This window comes from Shewanella sp. SM55, assembly GCF_025654025.1.
GTDB lineage: Bacteria > Pseudomonadota > Gammaproteobacteria > Enterobacterales > Shewanellaceae > Shewanella > Shewanella oncorhynchi.
Window position 1 is genome coordinate 213,933 of sequence record NZ_JAKKRS010000007.1, and the last position, 14,970, is coordinate 228,902.

The 14,970-nt window shown below is 44.8% G+C and carries 13 protein-coding genes; 8 read left to right on the top strand and 5 right to left on the bottom strand.

Going from position 1 to position 14,970, the window contains the following annotated elements; all coding sequences use genetic code 11:
• Window positions 1-86: 86 nt before the first annotated feature.
• The 4 genes from L5L91_RS11415 to L5L91_RS11430 all read left to right on the top strand — a co-directional run bounded on the left by L5L91_RS11415 (window position 87) and on the right by L5L91_RS11430 (window position 4,462).
• Window positions 87-1,196: an OmpA family protein gene (locus tag L5L91_RS11415; protein ID WP_028760930.1), complete on the top strand. Its 1,110-nt coding sequence runs from the start codon at window positions 87-89 to the stop codon at window positions 1,194-1,196.
• Between the two features lie 250 nt (window positions 1,197-1,446).
• Window positions 1,447-2,403, top strand: a complete 957-nt coding sequence (gene tal / locus L5L91_RS11420) for a transaldolase (RefSeq protein ID WP_028760931.1) — start codon at window positions 1,447-1,449, stop codon at window positions 2,401-2,403.
• 19 nt (window positions 2,404-2,422) lie between these two features.
• The gene (gene pgi / locus L5L91_RS11425; RefSeq protein WP_168823543.1) at window positions 2,423-4,060 is read left to right on the top strand and encodes a glucose-6-phosphate isomerase; all 1,638 of its coding nucleotides are present in this window, start codon (window positions 2,423-2,425) and stop codon (window positions 4,058-4,060) included.
• A 216-nt stretch (window positions 4,061-4,276) separates the two neighbouring features.
• The gene (locus L5L91_RS11430) at window positions 4,277-4,462 is read left to right on the top strand and encodes a DUF3545 family protein (RefSeq protein WP_006080618.1); all 186 of its coding nucleotides are present in this window, start codon (window positions 4,277-4,279) and stop codon (window positions 4,460-4,462) included.
• 312 nt (window positions 4,463-4,774) lie between these two features.
• Here L5L91_RS11430 and L5L91_RS11435 read toward each other — a convergent pair whose 3' ends face one another.
• The 4 genes from L5L91_RS11435 to L5L91_RS11450 form a co-directional block, all read right to left on the bottom strand.
• Window positions 4,775-5,311, bottom strand: a complete 537-nt coding sequence (locus L5L91_RS11435) for a hemerythrin domain-containing protein (RefSeq protein ID WP_105249947.1) — start codon at window positions 5,309-5,311, stop codon at window positions 4,775-4,777.
• A gap of 236 nt (window positions 5,312-5,547) precedes the next feature.
• Window positions 5,548-6,279, bottom strand: a complete 732-nt coding sequence (locus tag L5L91_RS11440) for a hypothetical protein (protein ID WP_263236573.1) — start codon at window positions 6,277-6,279, stop codon at window positions 5,548-5,550.
• The gene (locus L5L91_RS11445; RefSeq protein WP_219252931.1) at window positions 6,272-6,877 is read right to left on the bottom strand and encodes a sigma-70 family RNA polymerase sigma factor; all 606 of its coding nucleotides are present in this window, start codon (window positions 6,875-6,877) and stop codon (window positions 6,272-6,274) included. The genes L5L91_RS11440 and L5L91_RS11445 overlap by 8 nt, the downstream gene beginning before the upstream one ends.
• A gap of 45 nt (window positions 6,878-6,922) precedes the next feature.
• The gene (locus tag L5L91_RS11450) at window positions 6,923-8,794 is read right to left on the bottom strand and encodes a vWA domain-containing protein (RefSeq protein WP_263236575.1); all 1,872 of its coding nucleotides are present in this window, start codon (window positions 8,792-8,794) and stop codon (window positions 6,923-6,925) included.
• Window positions 8,795-9,025: 231 nt separating this feature from the next.
• On the opposite strand from L5L91_RS11450, the gene dauA reads away from it, so the two are divergent.
• From dauA to L5L91_RS11470, 4 genes are all read left to right on the top strand, one after another.
• Complete coding sequence (gene dauA, locus L5L91_RS11455; RefSeq protein WP_263236576.1) at window positions 9,026-10,789, top strand: C4-dicarboxylic acid transporter DauA; 1,764 nt, start codon at window positions 9,026-9,028, stop codon at window positions 10,787-10,789.
• 268 nt (window positions 10,790-11,057) lie between these two features.
• Complete coding sequence (gene purE / locus L5L91_RS11460; protein WP_028760937.1) at window positions 11,058-11,549, top strand: 5-(carboxyamino)imidazole ribonucleotide mutase; 492 nt, start codon at window positions 11,058-11,060, stop codon at window positions 11,547-11,549.
• Window positions 11,549-12,652 carry a 5-(carboxyamino)imidazole ribonucleotide synthase gene (gene purK, locus L5L91_RS11465; RefSeq protein ID WP_263236577.1) on the top strand — a complete coding sequence of 368 codons (1,104 nt, stop codon included), beginning with the start codon at window positions 11,549-11,551 and terminating at the stop codon, window positions 12,650-12,652. The genes purE and purK overlap by 1 nt, the downstream gene beginning before the upstream one ends.
• 163 nt (window positions 12,653-12,815) lie before the next feature.
• Window positions 12,816-14,069 carry a sensor domain-containing diguanylate cyclase gene (locus L5L91_RS11470; protein WP_263236579.1) on the top strand — a complete coding sequence of 418 codons (1,254 nt, stop codon included), beginning with the start codon at window positions 12,816-12,818 and terminating at the stop codon, window positions 14,067-14,069.
• Between the two features lie 206 nt (window positions 14,070-14,275).
• Here L5L91_RS11470 and L5L91_RS11475 read toward each other — a convergent pair whose 3' ends face one another.
• Window positions 14,276-14,893, bottom strand: coding sequence for a hypothetical protein (locus L5L91_RS11475; protein ID WP_081729062.1), 618 nt, complete (start codon window positions 14,891-14,893; stop codon window positions 14,276-14,278).
• Between the last annotated feature and the right edge of the window lie 77 nt (window positions 14,894-14,970).

The window sequence follows — 14,970 nt, forward strand, 5'->3', positions numbered from 1 at the left end:
GCTAAAATATCAAAGGATCCCCACACTAAGTGCTAGCAATGTTTTGCACAAAACCAGCAAAGCATATTGGTGGAGAATCATAATCAATGGACGTAAATAAAATGATGAAGAACACATTAAAAGTAGTATTACTGACATCTCTGCTTCCACTCGCAGCCAGCGCATCTCAGGAACTTACACCTTGGTATGTTGGTGCCGGTTTAGGCGTTAATAACTATGAGCACGTTGCCACTCAGAATGGTGAAGACAGTCCATACGCTTGGGATGTTTTCGCAGGCTACATGTTCAACGATTACTTCGGTGCTGAAATCGGCTTCCGTGATTTAGGTAATGCAGATTGGAACGCAGCGGGTATCAGCAATGATGCAAGCGTAAAAGGTTCTACACTTGGTCTAGTTGGTATTTGGCCACTAGCTAACCGCTGGAGCCTATCAGCTGAAGCTGGTGCAATGTACTATTCACTCGAAAACAGCCAAAACAATGGTGTAACGTCGAGCAAATACAGTACAAATGATTTTGCTCCATATTTAGGTGCTGGTGTTGGTTATAACTTCACTGACAACTTAAAATTACAAGCTAAATATCGTCGTTATGAAAACTTAAATGATGATTACAATATTGTTGAAGCTGATAGCAACTACTGGGGTCTAGAACTGAGCTACCGTTTCGGAACTCCAGTTGCAGCAGCTCCAGTTGCCGCAGCAGTCGTTGCAGCAGCACCGGTTGATTCTGACAACGATGGCGTTTACGACGACAAAGATCAATGTCCAGCAACACCAGCAACTCACAAAGTTGACTCTGTTGGCTGTACTATCTATGAAAACGTGAAGAACAAAGAAGACGTAGGTTCAATCCAGTTTGCTAACGATTCTGCTGTAGTTAAAAATGTTTACTACAAAGACATCGAAAGATTAGCTAACTATTTGAACAAAAACCCAGCTTTCACTGTTGAAATCGCAGGTCACGCCTCAAATGTAGGTAAACCAGAATACAACATGGAATTGTCTGACAAACGTGCTGACGCCGTTGCCAAGATTCTTGTAGAGAAATATGGTATCAGCGGAAGCCGCGTAACTTCTAACGGTTACGGTGTTACTCAGCCATTGGTTGCTGGTGATTCAAAAGAAGCTCACGCTGCGAACCGTCGCATCGAAGCTATCGTGACTACCACAACAAAACAACCTGTTCTGAAGTAATAGTACTTACTGAAGTAAAAAAGTCGCTGCTTGCAGCGACTTTTTGTTTTTGTGGGGTATACACTAGGACAAGCGACGCCCTCTACTGCAGCCAAGATGATAGCCCGTAGCTCGAGCCATACCTTAATAGACATAAAATTGTCATTTTTGTAATTTTTTTACATTCAAGGTTGGAAAAGTTGGCAAAATCGCTTCTAATAGTCATCAGTGAATTCCGAGTTAAAACTGCTACCTGAGAAGGATGTTTTTCATGGCCAATACATTAGAGCAACTCAAGTTATATACCACTATCGTCGCTGACACAGGCGACATCGAAGCGATTAAACGCTACCAACCTGAAGATGCGACCACTAATCCATCACTCATCTTGAAAGCGGCTCAAATTCCTGAATATGAATCCCTTATAGATAACGCTATCGACTGGGCAAAATCACAAAGTACCGATCTCGTGCAGCAACTTGATGATGCCAGCGACAAACTAGCGGTCAATATCGGCGTAGAAATACTGAAACTCGTTCCTGGCCGTATTTCAACTGAAGTTGATGCCCGTTTATCATTCGATAAAGAAAAATCAATCGCTAAAGCCCATAAATTGGTTCGCCTATATAAAGAAGCGGGTGTAGATAAATCACGCATTCTGATCAAACTTGCTTCAACTTGGGAAGGCATTTGTGCCGCTAAAGAACTAGAGCAAGAAGGCATCAACTGCAACTTAACCCTACTATTTAGCTTTGCTCAAGCGCGTGCGTGTGCCGAAGCGGGTGCTTACCTCATTTCTCCTTTTGTAGGCCGCATACTTGATTGGTACAAAAAAGATACGGGTAAAGATTACAATGCCGTAAATGACCCTGGTGTCATTTCAGTGACTGAAATTTATAACTACTACAAACAACACGGTTTTGACACTGTTGTTATGGGTGCAAGTTTCCGTAATATCGGTGAAATTATTGAGCTAGCAGGTTGCGATCGTCTGACCATTGGCCCTTCTCTATTAGAAGAACTGGCTAATTCGCAAGTTGACATCACACCTAAACTGGTTGCAGCAACGACCACTGTCGCTGCAGAACCCCCATTGACTGAAGCACAATTCCGTTGGGACTTTAACCAAGATCCAATGGCGGTTGATAAGCTTGCCGAAGGCATTCGAAACTTTGCGATAGACCAAGGTAAGCTCGAAGTCATGCTCACGGCTAAGCTCGCGAACTAAGCACTCTGGAGACGGTGAAATGACACTCTTGACCCAAAGCTCAACATGGCAAGCTTTATCAGCACACAGTAAAAATGTTCCGCATATGCGGGAATTGTTTGCAACTGACGCGGCACGTTTCAATAAAATGTCGCTATCAGCCTGTGGTTTATTACTGGATTACTCTAAAAACAGAGCAACAGCGGAAACGCTGGATCTGTTATTTGCGTTGGCAAGCAATAGCCAACTTGAAGCAAAAATCAAAGCGATGTTTGCAGGTGAAATCATTAACACCACAGAGAAGCGCGCCGTACTGCACACAGCGCTTCGCAGTACTGCAGAACAGTCGATTATTGCCGAGGGTCAAGACATAGTTCCTGAAGTTCAACAAACTCTAGATAAGATGCAAGGGTTTGTGAGCTCAGTGACGTCAGGTCAATGGAAAGGTTACACAGGTAAAGCGATAACCGATATTGTAAGTATTGGTATTGGCGGCTCTTTCCTAGGCCCCAAAATCGTCTCTCAAGCGTTGCGCCCTTATTGGAACCCCGAATTAAATTGTCACTTTGTGGCAAACGTCGACGGGACTTCTATTAGTGAGAAGCTGAAGTTACTGGATCCTGAAACGACCTTGTTCATAATGTCATCCAAATCTTTCGGGACACAGGAAACCTTAACCAATACCCTCACCGCAAGAGACTGGTTCCTAGCGAAAGGCGGTTTGCAGTCTGATGTGGCAAAACACTTTGTCGCAGTCACTTCAAACGTGGCAAAAGCGACAGATTTTGGTATCGATGCAAACAATATTTTCCCTATGTGGGATTGGGTTGGTGGCCGTTACTCTCTCTGGTCAGCGATTGGCTTGCCGATTGCACTTTTGATCGGTATGGATAACTTCAGAGCTCTACTCACGGGTGCGCATCAGATGGATGAGCACTTCGCCACAGCACCACTGACTGAGAATATGCCGGTTATCATGGGATTACTCTCCCTATGGTACGGAAACTTCTTTAATGCTCAGTCCCATGTCGTATTAACCTACGATCATTACCTACGTGGTTTACCCGCTTATTTCCAGCAGCTAGATATGGAAAGTAACGGTAAATCAGTCACCTTAAATGGTACTGATGTTGACTACAGCACAGGTCCCGTCATTTGGGGGGGCGAAGGCACTAATGGCCAACATGCCTACCACCAGTTATTACATCAAGGTACCGCACTGATCCCTGCCGATTTCATTATGCCGCTGCAAAGCCATAATCCTATCGGTGAGCACCATGACCAATTAGCGTCAAACTGCTTCGGTCAAACCCAGGCCTTAATGCAAGGTCGTACTTTTGATGAAGCTTTAGCCGAACTTGCTAATAGCGCATTATCCGCCACAGAGAAGCAGCTGATCGCTCAACATAAAGTCATGCCTGGTAACAAGCCGAGCAATACTTTACTTATGGATAAGCTCACACCAAGTACCCTAGGCGCTTTAATTGCCTTGTATGAACATAGAACCTTCGTTCAAGGTGCTATTTGGGATATCAACTCCTTCGATCAATGGGGTGTAGAACTCGGTAAGAATCTCGGTAACGATGTGTTAGCACGCATTGGCGCAGAGCAAGATTCCGATGCTTTAGATGCCTCAAGCAACGCATTGATTAACCTTTATCGACAAGGCAAAATCTAATCGAACAAAAAGCCAGCAATTGCTGGCTTTTTAATTCTACCCCGTTCTTTTTATTAAATTTTTCTGCTTAACTCCTCTCTACTTCTGCATATAACATCAATGACATATCACTCAAAGTTCATTTCAACTTAACACAAATGAAACATAATTCTTGCACCCTGTTTTAAAAATATGTTATTTAATCGCTGACAAAACATACAACAACAGGAGGTTGCCATGGATCGTTTAGATTATGGTTGTGCGCTAGATGAAGTCGTTGAAAGACCCGATCGTTCGCGAGGCTCCAATAAAAAGCGTAAATGGCGTGAGATCGAAGCGTTAAAAGATAAGCATCGTTTGCTCAAAGAACTCCAAGAAATCGATAATAACTTTAACTACGACATTGATGCTATCCAGTTGTAATTACATGTTTATATGAGCTAGTTATCATTTCAAACATGAATAGAAAAGCGCCCTTCGGCGCTTTTTTTATTTACAACTATTGGAGCAAACAGAATATAAGCGGGGTATGATCTTACGAGCAGGAATTTTAAAAAATAAATCAATAACAGTAGCTTACGATGGCACCGAACATCATCGACTCCGATAATACTTTACAAATCCCAACCAACTTTGGCTCACGAGACATCGCAGTCGGAATCAAAAATCTACTCCTCAACCGTATAAAAACACCAGCTTAAGCCCACCAACATGGACCTAATAAACTAAAGAGTATTAGTCAGATGCTGTGAGATAAACCCGTAAATCTTCGAATTCTTTCTGCTCTCGATCCAGAAACAAAGGATCATCGATCAGCGATTTCTGACACTCTAACTCAATAACTTGCCAATCTTGCTCAGTTAAACTTTTGGCTAACAAAGGAAATATTTCCCGTTCCTCCATCTGCATATGTCGCTCTTGCAATGCGACATACTCTGCAAAATCAACAATCAGTTTCTCGCGGGCAACCACAATATCACTGAGGATCAAGTTTAAAGTCGCCATCAAGGTGGCCGAGGATTGGATCACCGACTCATGTTCGGCACTCAATTTATCGATAGTATCGTTCGTTTTATGGGCTAGGTAGTAGGCATAAATAATGTCTTCAATGGGATGATGGCAACGTTCAGCATATCCTTGCATATATTCAACAATATCGCGCACGACGCTGAAGTTGATTGACTCACCTTCGGATAGTTTCATTTGCTTGTTTTTTAAAACATTTAGCAATACAGCTATATGTTTATGATCATGCATGAGTCTTTTAAGCATAATGCCTCCTGAATATGGGTCTGACTATTGATACTAGCCAAGTCGTGAACTAACACCAATATAACAGGTTAAAACCTGTTCACTTTATGACGTTGATCAAGTAAATCACATACCAAACAGTAAACAGACCACAAACATTAGCACGTCTCGGCATATTTCAGGGAAATTTAGCTGTTTATCTCACCACTTTGCGATTTCTAATCACTTTTTTATTACTAAATACCACAATCACATAGTCATTTGGCAAGCTGATGTAATTGCTGTTGTAGCTTTTTAAACTCAAGTCTTAATACTTGCTGCGATTCGATTTGCTGCGCTTCATCGACATCCTTAACTGCAAGATACGGGTAATCTTTGAGCAGTTTTTGTTCAAGCACGAATGCTTGCTCAGTCTCCTTCGCTTCGATGAGGACTTGTAACCGATGTAAATACTCAGTCAATGACACTTGATTGATTTCAGCAGACTCAGATAATTTTGGTGCATTCATAGACCTTGCAGCGATAGCGGGGCTAATTGTATCCTGCTGCTCAGTTGCTCCCAATGCGGCTTTAGCTTGCTGCATTTCCGTCTGTCTTTTATGTTCAGCCACGGCTTCTGTTTGCATTTTTAAAGATTGCATCGCTTCAGTATCAGCCATTCTTGCCATCGTTTGTGGCGCGGGGGCACTCATCACCATAGGACTTGGAACAAGTGTATCTTCGACTTGAGGTCGATTCAGCACCAGCAGACCAACAACAAGCACTAACGATGCCGCGCTCGATAACGCCCAAGGATGGCGTCGCCAGACAGAACTTGGCGCTTCAACGGCGGTTATTTTGCTTTGATGCATTTCAGCTAAGTGAGTTTGCGCCAGCTGTAAGATATCTTGATCGAGTTGCTGCGGTGGAACCTCTAAGGCCTGTTGGCGATACCAAGCCAGCACTTCCTGTTGTAATGCGCGCTCATCAGCACTTGAAGAATTACTCATGACCCGCCTCCTGCCATTTCGCGCTGACACAATCTTTTAGGCTTTGGTAAGCATAACGAATACGGCTTTTAGTCGCTTCTAAGGTCACGCCCGCAATGTCGCTAATGATGGCAGCCGTAAAACCCATTTCAATATTCAGGATAAATGCCTCTTTCTGAACTTGGGGTAACAGTGCGATACAGGTCTTTAGCAATAAGCTCTTTTGCGCTTCTTGCCACTGCACATCGGGCTTATCTTGCTCACCCGCCACAAAAGTATCGAGTCCTGCATCATCTTCATCAGTAGCGACTAAATCCACGGGCTTAACCGCCCGTACATGATCAATCAATAAGTTATGAGCGATACGATATAGCCAAGTAGTAAACTTAGCACTGGTTTCATAGTTAGCCGCAGCGCGGATCACCCGCCCCCAGGTTTCTTGATACAAATCTTCAGCTAACTGCTTATCACCTAACTGGCGTACAAAGTAGCGATAGAGTGCACCTTTGTGCTTCAGGTATAACTGTTCAAATGCTTTTGAATCGCCCTTGGCATAGCACAACATCAATTGCTCATCTGAGTGCTCATGGTTTGATAATTGCGCTATTGCTAATGCCACGGGAAATTCCTCGTCATTGGGGTTAGCCCCACGAATTTACTTTTACTATTGTAATCTCTCATTGCGCGTATTGCTCTTGTCTCTCACAGGCTCGCCATGAAGCTTATCTTGGGGAGGAAAAGGTTTATCCGTACCATCGAATACCTTCTTAATCGGCACATGATTAGATTGCTCTATGGCCGCGGCGGTTTCCATTAATTGCACAAACTCATGGCGATATCCAAAGGGATCGTCCCCTAATGCCGAACGTGCTAACTGGCTTAACTTAGTATAATCAAATTGATGTAGATAATGGCTGCCATTCAGTAATTGCCCTAATCCTGCAACCGCTGCTGCAAATCTAAAATCATCACTCGCTTGTTCTAACAGATTAACATTTTGGTCTAACCTGATGGGATAACTCAGTAACTGACTCTGTGTTTGTTCTGGCAACTTGTATCTCAGTTTAAGGAAAGCGATTTCTTCACGGCTGTATTTTTCTTGCCCCGTTTGAGCATCAACGCCATATCTGAGTTTATCATTCGCCATCTGCCCTGCTTCAACATATCTTAATTCATATAAGGCAGTCACTGTATGACCCGCGCCAATTTCGCCCGCATCCACCTTATCGTTGTTGAAATCCTCCCGTGCTAAAGCACGATTCTCATAACCGATTAGACGATACTCAGACACTAAGGCCGGATTAAACTCCACTTGCACTTTGACGTCTTTAGCAATAGTGAACAAGCTTGAACTTAACTCGTCCACCAGCACTTTTCGCGCTTCATTCAGGGTATCGATATAGGCATAGTTACCATTGCCCTTATCCGCTAATTGCTCCATGAGTTGATCGTTGTAATTCCCCAAACCGAACCCTAAGGTTGTCAGGCCAATACCATGATCTTTTTCCTTCTCAATCAAGGCAATCAAATCATCAAAATCTGTCATACCAACGTTGAAATCACCATCAGTCGCGAGGATGACTCGATTAATACCATGGGGGATAAAATGCTTTTTCGCCAATTGATAGGCTTGTGTGATTCCTTGCCCACCATTGGTTGAACCACCTGCGCTCAATTGCTCTAACGCATAGGTTAAAGTTTGAGTGTCATTACCCGACGCGCCATCGAGCACCACACCAGCAGCCCCAGCATAAACCACAATAGAAACTTTATCCTGAGCGCTTAATTGCACCGTCAACAACTTGAGTGCAGTTTGCAGTAAAGGCAATTTATCGGCAGATGCCATAGAACCTGACACATCGAGCAAAAAGACTAAGTTACTCGCGCCTAATTGAGATTTAGGTAAGTCATACCCTTTAAGACCAATCCGTAACAGCACCATGTCATCGTTATAAGGGGATGGCGCAAGCTCTGTCGTAACGCTAAACGGCGCGGTATTTTTAGCAGGTAAGGGATAATCGTAGGCAAAATAATTGAGCATTTCCTCAACTCTGACAGTGCCTTTCTCGGGCAAGCGCCCTTCCCTCAGCATCCGCCTTAAGGTGGCATAACTGCCAGTATCGACATCGATGGAAAAAGTCGATACTGGGATTTCTCCGGCCACCATGATGCCATTTTGCACCAGCGGCTCGAATTTATTTTGTGCTAACGGAATCGCGGCATAGTCTGACGGCGTTGGGGCTATGTTCATTCCCATCACTGCACCATGGGTAGACATTTGCATCGGCGCCGCGACTCTGGCCATCTCAATCTGAGTAGCATCACGCATTTCAGCACGGCGCTGTGACACTTCTTTATGACTCTGTTCGGCTTGCAGCTCCGCTTGTCGTTGTTGAGCCTCAGAGCCTTTACCGCCACAGGCCGTTAAACTCAGCATGACTAAGAATAAAGCTGTGCTATTGCTCGCAGATATGCTGGCGTTTCCCCAAGGTAATAAGGAATGTGCAATGGTTTTCTGGGAGTATATTGTTTTCATGTGGAATGCCTTTGATGTTGACCTAAAGCTGTAAACGGCCCGCATTAGCAAAAGGGTTAAAACATCTCGATATTTTGCAAAACATACTTAAATGAGAATTAAACCGTCTCAAGCACACTATTTATACAAAACAAAGTATTTTCAATCGCTTTTGCTGGCAAGATCACACTGCACCTTCAATCTGGCCACTAAAATAGAAGCTTGTTGCTAGCCTAGCTATGGGACCCTCTTGTGTCACACTCAGCTCATTTATTTTCCCTAAGGATCGCCCACGCACTCACAGAAGCTTGCGTGAAAGATAAGTATTCGTTTAAACGTTTTGGGCAAGATCTTCTTGCCGGTCTTACTGTGGGTATTATTGCAATTCCATTAGCGATGGCATTAGCCATTGCCAGTGGTGTTGCGCCTCAATACGGCTTGTATACCGCCATTGTCGGTGGCTTTATTATCGCCATGTCTGGCGGCTCACGTTACAGCGTGTCCGGCCCGACAGCGGCATTTGTGGTATTGCTCTACCCCATAGCCCAACAGTTTGGTTTAGCAGGATTATTAATCGCGACTGTGATGTCAGGAATGATACTCGTCGGCATGGCGACGCTGCGCCTTGGCCGGTTGATTCTGTATATTCCAGAATCCGTCACCTTAGGTTTTACCGCAGGGATTGGCGTAGTCATTGCCACCTTGCAGTTAAAGGACTTTTTCGGGCTCGAAATTGCCCATATGCCGGAGCAATATCTAGCCAAGCTAATGGCATTAGCCCAAGCGCTACCTTCGGTCCATTTGCCTAGCTTACTGGTTGCAAGCGCCACCCTAGCGACTATGCTGCTTTGGCCGAAACTCAAAACACCTGTGCCAGCGCACCTTCCGGCAATCATACTCGGCACTATCCTCGCCTTGGTGCTCAATGCCATGGGCGCAGACATAGAAACCATAGGCACCCGTTTCCACTACCAACTGAGTGATGGCACCACAGGCATGGGGATCCCTGCGGTATTGCCAAGTTTCGAGTGGCCTTGGCTGCAGGCAGGCGCAAATGGTCAAGCTTTTCAGTTCAATTTAGCGACCTTTCAAGCCTTGTTACCTGCCGCCTTTGCCATTGCCATGTTAGGGGCGATTGAATCGCTACTGTGTGCTGTGGTGCTCGATGGCATGACAGGCAAGCGCCACAGTGCCAACAGTGAGTTACTGGGCCAAGGCATAGGTAATATCATCACGCCATTTTTTGGTGGGATTCCAGCGACAGCGGCAATCGCCCGTAGCGCGGCGAACGTCAAAGCGGGCGCTCAGAGTCCGATTGCGGCCATGATCCACGCCATAGTAGTCTTAATTGGTTTAGTCGCCTTAGCGGGCGTATTAGCTTATTTGCCCATGTCAGCCATGGCAGCCCTGCTACTTGTTGTGGCTTGGAACATGAGTGAAGCCCACAAAGCGCTGCATTTAATTAAAACTGCGCCCACCAGCGATATCATGGTTTTTGTCAGTTGCTTTTCATTAACGGTTATTTTCGACATGGTGATCGCCATCAGTGTGGGAATTATCCTTGCTGCCTTGCTGTTTATGAAAGAAATTGCCGAGATGACAAAGCTTTACGATATCAGCACCAACAAGCGTTATGTGGATCAAGAGCTACCTGCCGATTGGGCTGTCCTTAAAATTAACGGGCCGCTATTTTTCGCTGCTGCTGACCGCATTTTCTCCGAAATCGCGAGTCTCACTGAAGATAAACAAGTGATAGTGCTTTATCTCGATGGAGTATCTATTCTGGATGCGGGAGGATTAGCCGCACTGACGAAGCTGATTGAAAAATGCAAAGCGAATAAGACTAAGCTCATTATCGCCGATCTGCAGTTCCAGCCCATCCGAACACTGGCGAGAGCGAAGATCCAGCCAATTGAAGGTGTATTGAAGTTTTACTCGACCCTACGTGAGGCAATGACAGAAGCGCCAGTTATCACTCAGCAAACTGAAATCACTGCGGATAAGCAGACACAGTAAACCAGTAGCACGATCTCAGGGCTTAATGTTGCTGACTTATCTCAAAGGCCAACCTCAGGGTTGGTCTTTTTTATTGCTCCATCACCTCACCTATTCATCGCCGCGAAAGACGTTTTTTCACACGCAAAAACGGGCAGAAATCGCTAGGATCATGGTATTATTCAGCGCCATGATGCTAGCTACCGATGACGGCTAGACAAGCATCAACTGTACCTAGACCTGAAACAAGGTCAAAATATAATTAAAATTAGTGAGTTAAGGAGTTATCATGCAAGCCCTTGTTGCTGTTGTTATGGGTTCTAAAAGTGATTGGCCCACAATGGAAGCCGCCGCTGAGATAATGGATAAACTGCAAGTGCCTTATCATGTTGAAGTGGTTTCCGCCCATAGAACGCCAGATAAACTCATGGAGTTTGCAGCCTCTGCCGCCGAACGTGGTTTTAAAATCATCATTGGTGGCGCCGGTGGTGCAGCGCACTTACCCGGTATGATTGCCTCTAAAACTCGCTTACCCGTATTAGGTGTACCAGTCCAAAGTAAAGCCCTGTCAGGTATGGATAGCTTATTGTCTATCGTTCAAATGCCAAAAGGCATCGCCGTCGGCACCTTAGCCATAGGCACAGCGGGCGCATTCAATGCAGGATTATTGGCCTGCCAAATCCTTGCGAATAACGATGCAGAATTAGCGGCTCGTGTTGACGCTTTCAGAGAAGAACAGACCCGTGCGGTACTGGACAATCCAGACCCGAGGGAAGTCTAATGACCCAGACAAACACTAAACCTAAGGTTTGGGTATTAGGTAATGGTCAGCTGGGCGCCATGTTGACCCACGCTGGTGAGCCATTAGCGATTGAAGTTAACGCCGTCGATATCATGACACCTACGGATGACATTCTGCCACTCGCGCCCCACGACATTATTACCGCCGAGCGCGAACAGTGGCCAGAGTCCGCCCTGAGTTTACAACTCAGCTCACACCCCCATTTTGTTAATGGTCCGGTATTTAGCCGTTTAGCCGACCGTTTTAGCCAAAAGAGTCTACTCGACCAGCTCAGCGTTCCCACAGCGCCTTGGACCTTAGTCGACGATAACACCCAAGTCGATACCCTGTATCAGCACTATGGTCCTAGAGTCTTGATGAAACGCCGTACTGGGGGTTATGACGGTAAAGGTCAACATTGGCTAAAAGAAGCCGAAGCGGGTGATATTCCAAACGATTGGCGTAACCTTGCGATTGCTGAGCAAGCGATTAATTTTGATGAAGAAGTATCATTGGTTGGCGTGCGTACTCGCGAAGGCGAATGCGTGTTTTATCCGCTGACGCTGAACTTACATCAGGACGGCATTTTAATGGCGTCGATTTCGCCACTGGCACGCTTAAGCCCTTTGCAAGCCCAAGCCGAAACTATGCTCAGCGCTATTATGCACGAACTTGAATACGTTGGCGTAATGGCGATGGAATGCTTCCGTGTTGGCGATGAGCTACTGGTGAATGAGCTGGCGCCGCGAGTGCACAACTCTGCCCATTGGACTCAAGCCGGAACCCATATGGATCAATTCCAGCTGCATCTTAGAGCACTTTGCGGAATTGCGATCCCACAGCCACAAGTGAATTTTCAGTGTGTTATGGTCAACCTTATCGGTATCGATAATGACCCTCGCTGGTTAAGTTTGCCCAATGCTGAGTTGTACTGGTACAACAAAGAAGTGCGCCCGGGTCGTAAAGTCGGACATTTAAACCTATCAGTGCCAAATCAAACTGTGCTCAACCAGAGCATAGCCGCACTGCAAACTTGGATGCCAATCCAATACCAAGCACCATTAGCTTGGATATTGGCCGAATACGCAGAAAATTCGCGTTAATTCAGTATTTAGTACCAAAATCACTGATATGAAATTGTTCACAGTTTCATATCAGTTTATATTTCAATTTTCGTTATATACTTAACTGAACTCAGTGTGAATACGTTAGTGATGTATAGCATTCAATGATTACTAGCAATGACACAGATAAAGGAATAGTCGAGTGAAATTAAGGGATAATTTCAAACGTAAGACCATAGATCGCTTAGATTATCGCTATCATCTGCTACTGCTTATAGTGCCGATATGTCTATTCATCCTGCTGTTTATCTTTAATGCACCCACAGAAAATTGGACTATCCTGCCCTTACTGTTTGTTTGCATCATTTATATTTTTGCCTACAGCCTAATTTACTACTTGCATCAGGGCCGTTTAACTCGACTATGGCAGCATTTAGAGCAAGTCGTCACCATCAACGATGCCATCTATGAACTCGCCCATCTCTCGAGCCATTATAAAAATGAGCATGCCTTTCTGGACGCCTTACTCAATAAAGCCGTGTACGTGATTAATGGTGCCGAAATGGGCAGCATCATTAAAATCAACGAGGTGAATAATAAACTGTATTTTGAATCTGTCGTGGGGCTCGATTTAGCAAAACTCAGACAACTGGATTTTACCTTAGAGCAAACTTTTGAATATCGACTCACTGAAGGGAGATGCGACCAAGTAGTGGTCATCAATGATATGAAGAATATCAATGCGGCTAGCACTTTAACGGAAGATGATCAAAAAGTGTTACTCTCAGTGTCGAAGCAGCCGATACGCTCAACCCTGTCTAGCCCTATTCGTATTGATGGCAAACTGTATGCTATGCTCAATCTCGATAGCAGTAGCATTGGCGCCTTTAGCGATTACGACCGCAATCTTGTCTCTATCCTAACTCACGAAGCTAGCAATGCCATTGCGCTCTATCAGAAGTCACTGCAGATCACTAAACTCGCCAATTTTGATCCATTAACAGGACTTTATAATCGAAAGAATTTTGAAGATGAACTGCACCATTGGCAGCACAAACCTCACTTAGGCAGTTTTTTAATTATTATCGATATGGACAATCTCAAGTCCATTAATGATGCCTATGGGCACCAGATGGGTGATGTTGCCATCAAGCGAACAGCCACCGCCATGCTCGCCTATTGGCAAAATAAAGGCATTATTTCCCGTTTTGGTGGCGATGAGTTTGTCGCTTTATGCCATGGGCCGTTAGCTCAAATTGAACAGGACTTAGATGATATGCGCAAAACCTTGAATCAAGGTTCAGAGCTTAGCCTAGGTTTTAGTTTTGGTATTGCCCCCTTCGAAGCCGATTGGTATCAATCCTTTAAGACTGCAGATCATGCTATGTATGAACAAAAGCGTGCGAAGAAAAAAGCCATTCAGGCATTAGAAACCTTCGCAGTGAAAGCGCAATAAATCAATTGAAGTCAGTTGCTGCAGCCGATGTCAAAAGGCTAATATCAACAATCAGTAAGCGTCGGAGTTGAATATCTGAGTTTAAGATTTGAGTTTACTATCTCGATTAGCTATCTCAATTAGCTATCTCGATTAAATATCTAAATTGAACACCGACAGTCAGCCATTCTCACTTAAGTGGCTGACAATGATATAAAAACGTAATCCTAACCAAAAAATAAACGCCACAGCCAAGATGAATCTAAATCTTCTTGGCAGGTTTTATATTGAGCCGCGTAGCGTTTCGACCTCGCATCCACCTTATTCGCCACTTTCACTAACCACGCCTTAGATTTATAACTGCCACGGCGATAACCGCCCCAGCCTTCGTGATAATTAAGATACTGCGCCCGCGCATCCCATTTAGATACGCCATTTATTTTATGGGTTTTGCTGATAAACCAGCCCATAAAATCCAAGGCATCATCGAAATCACTGCGGCTCGACCAACTGTTTCCCGTCTCACGCACATAATCATCCCACGTCATGGTCTTAGCCTGCGCATACCCATAGGCATCACTAGCACGGCCAATAGGGATAAAACCTAAAAAGTATTCCATCGGTGGCGCGGCATTGTGCTTGAATGAGCTCTCTTGATACATCATAGCTAACGGCACATGCACTGGCACCCCCCATTTATCACGGACATCTTTAGCGGCATCGTACCAATCTCGGTGTTCTTGAAATATCTCACACAAATTTTCGGGAGACTTAGGCGGAGATGTCGCGCAACCTGACAAGATGCCGAGACTTGCGCAGAGTAAGATAGCGGAGGACTTATTCATTAATATCATGTTCTTTGGAGAGTTAGCTCGCGCCATGATGTCATAGACTCAGGCTGAGGCAAGCATAAAAAGCCTTT